The organism is Acinetobacter sp. YH12072, assembly GCF_013419565.1.
In the GTDB taxonomy this organism is placed as follows: Bacteria; Pseudomonadota; Gammaproteobacteria; order Pseudomonadales; family Moraxellaceae; genus Acinetobacter.
On record NZ_VOZV01000078.1, the window covers coordinates 1 to 3771 of the forward strand.

Annotated in this window: 3 protein-coding genes; all 3 read left to right on the top strand. The window is 44.8% G+C overall.

Annotated elements, in window-relative coordinates:
* The coding region (locus FTU19_RS16480; protein ID WP_373684773.1) for a hypothetical protein at positions 1-196 on the top strand (196 nt) is incomplete at its 5' end.
* On the top strand, positions 193-2136 hold the full coding sequence (locus FTU19_RS15990; RefSeq protein ID WP_180006202.1) for an ATP-binding cassette domain-containing protein: 1944 nt from the start codon (positions 193-195) through the stop codon (positions 2134-2136). The genes FTU19_RS16480 and FTU19_RS15990, both read left to right, overlap by 4 nt.
* Positions 2137-2466: 330 nt before the next feature.
* Positions 2467-3630, top strand: coding sequence for a zinc-dependent alcohol dehydrogenase (locus tag FTU19_RS15995; protein ID WP_180006203.1), 1164 nt, complete (start codon positions 2467-2469; stop codon positions 3628-3630).
* Positions 3631-3771 lie beyond the last annotated feature (141 nt).

The window sequence follows — 3771 nt, forward strand, 5'->3', positions numbered from 1 at the left end:
AGTACCAGCGTACGGCCCACAGAATGATGTCACGCTGAAAATGCCGGCCTTTGAATGGGTTCATGTGCAGCTCCATCAGCAAAAGGGGATGATAAGTTTATCACCACCGACTATTTGCAACAGTGCCTTTTATTTTGATGGGCTTTCCTTTAGAATAGCGCCATTCTTCTTGTCGAATGTCAGTACAGTTCCATGATTCAGTTAGATCAGTTAACCATACGCCGCGGTGGACGCATCCTTTTCCAGAAAGCCTCCATGCAATTGCATCCTGGATGGAAAATTGGCCTGACCGGTGTCAATGGAGCCGGCAAGTCGACCCTATTTTCAGCACTATTGGGTGGGATTGAGTCTGACAGTGGTTCCCTGACCCGTCCTGCAGTCTGGACTGTGGCGCATATGGCCCAGGAAATCAAAGCCTTGAATATGAAGGCGATTGATTTTGTCCTGTCTGGCGATGAGGAATACTGGGATATCCAACAAAAGCTGAATCATCCTGAACAGCTGGATGATGCTGAACTGGCACGCCTATATGGCCGCTTTGACGAAATTTCCGGTTATGTGGCACCCTCTAAGGCTTCACAGCTGATGGCAGGTTTGGGCTTTATGGATTATCAATCCGAGCTGGATGTTGCCAGTTTTTCGGGGGGATGGCGTATGCGTCTCAATCTGGCGCGTACTTTGATGAGCCGTTCTGATCTGTTATTACTGGATGAACCGACCAACCATTTAGATTTAGATGCGATTCTTTGGCTAGAAGATTGGCTCAAATCCTATGAAGGCACCTTGGTGCTGATTTCACATGACCGGGATTTCCTGGATGCCATTACCGATCATATTTTACATATCGAAAATCAGGAACTGATACTTTATACCGGTAATTACTCGACTTTTGAGCGTACCCGTAGCGAACGTCTGGCACAGCAGCAACAAGCCTATGAAAAGCAGCTTGAAGTGCGTGCCCATCTACAAAAATTTATTGACCGTTTTAAGGCCAAAGCCACCAAGGCAAAACAGGCCCAGAGCCGAATCAAGCAGCTGGAGCGTATGCAGGAACTCTCTGTTGCGCATGTAGATACGCCGTTTACTTTCAGCTTCCGTGAACCAACCAAAATGAGTTCACCATTACTACAACTGGAAAATGCCGATATCGGTTATGGCGATAAGCTGATTGTGCGTAATGTTACCCTGCAAATTACTCCAAATAGCCGTATTGGTCTGCTGGGGATGAATGGTGCTGGTAAATCGACTCTGATTAAATCTCTCGTCGGTGATTTAGCTTTAATTAAAGGTCTTCGTAAAGACTCAGAATTGTTAAATATTGGCTACTTTGCCCAGCACCAGATGGATGCACTGGATGGTAGCGCCAGCCCGATGTTGCAGCTGGCACGTATCGCTGATCCTAAAATTAGTGAGGCCAGCTTGCGTTCTTTCCTCGGCAGCTTCGGCTTTAGCGGCGAACGCATGGATACACCAAGTGAAAGTTTCTCGGGTGGTGAACGTGCCCGTTTAGCACTTGCATTAATCGTATGGCAGCGTCCAAACGTGCTGATTCTGGATGAACCAACCAACCATCTGGATCTGGATATGCGTCATGCTTTAACGATGGCACTACAAGATTTCGAGGGTGCTGTCGTGCTGGTTTCGCATGAACGTCAGCTGATCGCCAGTGTCTGTGATGAGCTGCTGTTAGTTCATAACGGCAAATGTACTGAATTTGATGGTGATCTGGTGGCTTATGCCGAGTGGTTACGTCAGGCACGTGCAGAATTATTAAAAAATGCGCCTAAAACTGCTGAAGTGGTGAAAACACAGCAAGCTGAAGCGAAATCTGTACCGAGTAAAATGGATAAAGAAACCCAACGCAAGGAGGCTGCTCGCCAACGTGAGCAGACTCGGCCGATTCGCAAAAATATTGAAAAATGTGAAAGCCAGATCGGAAAGTTGCAGCCAAAACTCGCTGCAATTGAAGAAAAGCTGGCAGATACTGGTCTGTATGATGCAGCGCGTAAGGATGAATTGCTTAAGCTCATGAATGAGCAGACTGAACTGAAAGCACAACTGGAAACTGCTGAAGAACAGATGCAAGAACTGATGATGGAATTAGAAGAACTGGAACAGTCTTTCCAGGAAAGTTAATTTTAATATTCATTTAAAGCTTCAAGGATCATTAACTATAGTTACTGATCCTTTTTTTATGGGTTTATATTTTCTCTGCTATTAGTAAATCTTTTCTCTTACCTATTTTCCTACACTTCTCAGCTTGGTTAATCATTTACTCGATTTTTGACATATTTTGTAGTGAATTACGCAAGTACTATATAAGTTTATTTTTTAAACACTCGGCTTCCTTATTTCATACATTAATTTACAGCTCTAGGTCAGGTTATAAGGCTCTAATAAAAAGGCTTTTTAATAATCAGCAGCCTTATTTGAGACTATTTATGTTGAACTAGAGAGGAAATCCGCATGCGTGCTCTTACCTATCATGGTGCTCGGGATGTACGAGTTGAATCTGTTCCAGATCCAGTGATTCAGGAACCAGATGACGTTATTTTAAGGGTGACAGCCACCGCTATCTGTGGCTCAGATCTACATCTATACCGGGGTAAAATCCCGGCCACTGAAGACGGTGATATTTTCGGCCATGAATTTATGGGAGTTGTAGAAGAAGTCGGCCCTGCAGTGACAGAAGTCAAAAAAGGTGACCGGGTGATCATTCCCTTTGTCATTGCATGCGGTCACTGTTTTTTCTGTGAACATGAACTCATGGCTGCCTGTGAAAATACCAATACGGGTCGTGGTGCGATCCTGAATAAAAAACAGATTCCACCAGGAGCGGCCTTGTTTGGCTTTAGCCACCTGTATGGTGGTGTTCCGGGTGGTCAGGCTGAATATGTGCGAATTCCCAAAGGTAATGTCGGACCGTTTAAGGTTCCCGGCTCTTTGCCTGATGAAAAAGTATTATTCCTGACCGATATTCTGCCAACAGCCTGGCAGGCAGTAACCAATGCTCAAGTCACCCGTGGTTCTACAGTGGCAATTTATGGTGCTGGTCCAGTCGGTCTGTTATCTGCAGCTTGTGCACGGATGCTCGGTGCCGAACAGATCTTCATGGTAGACCATCACCCTTATCGCTTGCGATTTGCTCATCAAACCTATGGGGTCATTCCGGTCAACTTTGATGAAGTCGATGCAGCTGAATTTATTATTCAAAATACAGCAGGTTATCGTGGTGTTGATGCAGTTATTGATGCCGTTGGTTTCGAGGCCAAAGGGAGTGTTCTGGAAACCGTAATGACCAACCTGAAATTAGAAGGTTCGAGTGGTTCAGCGCTCAGACAATGTATTGCAGCAGTCCGCCGCGGCGGTGTGGTGAGTGTACCGGGGGTTTATGCCGGTCCAATTCATGGCTTCCTGTTTGGTGATGCCTTTGATAAAGGTTTGACTTTTAAAATGGGGCAAACCCATGTGCATAAATACTTGCCGCAGTTGCTCGAACATATTGAAAATGGAGATCTGTCTCCAGATGTGATTATTACCCATCGCATGAAACTGGAAGATGCTGCGGAAGGTTACCGTATTTTTGATAAAAAGGAAGAAGACCGTCGTAAAGTCATTCTAACGCCGTAAATGTACTAAAAAAATACTCTGTACACGACAAATTTCACAGAACCCTTATCCTATCAGGATTCTGCTTTCTTAAAATTGCCAAAATTTCCTTAAACTCTTCTTTTTTCCCAAAACCAATTAAACGCTGAATCGCCATTTGAA

Excerpts from the sequence above, each read along its gene's own strand:
- FTU19_RS15990 (WP_180006202.1), top strand. The coding sequence starts at position 193 with ATGATTCAGTTAGATCAGTTAACCATACGCCGCGGTGGACGCATCCTT.
- FTU19_RS15995 (WP_180006203.1), top strand. The coding sequence starts at position 2,467 with ATGCGTGCTCTTACCTATCATGGTGCTCGGGATGTACGAGTTGAATCT.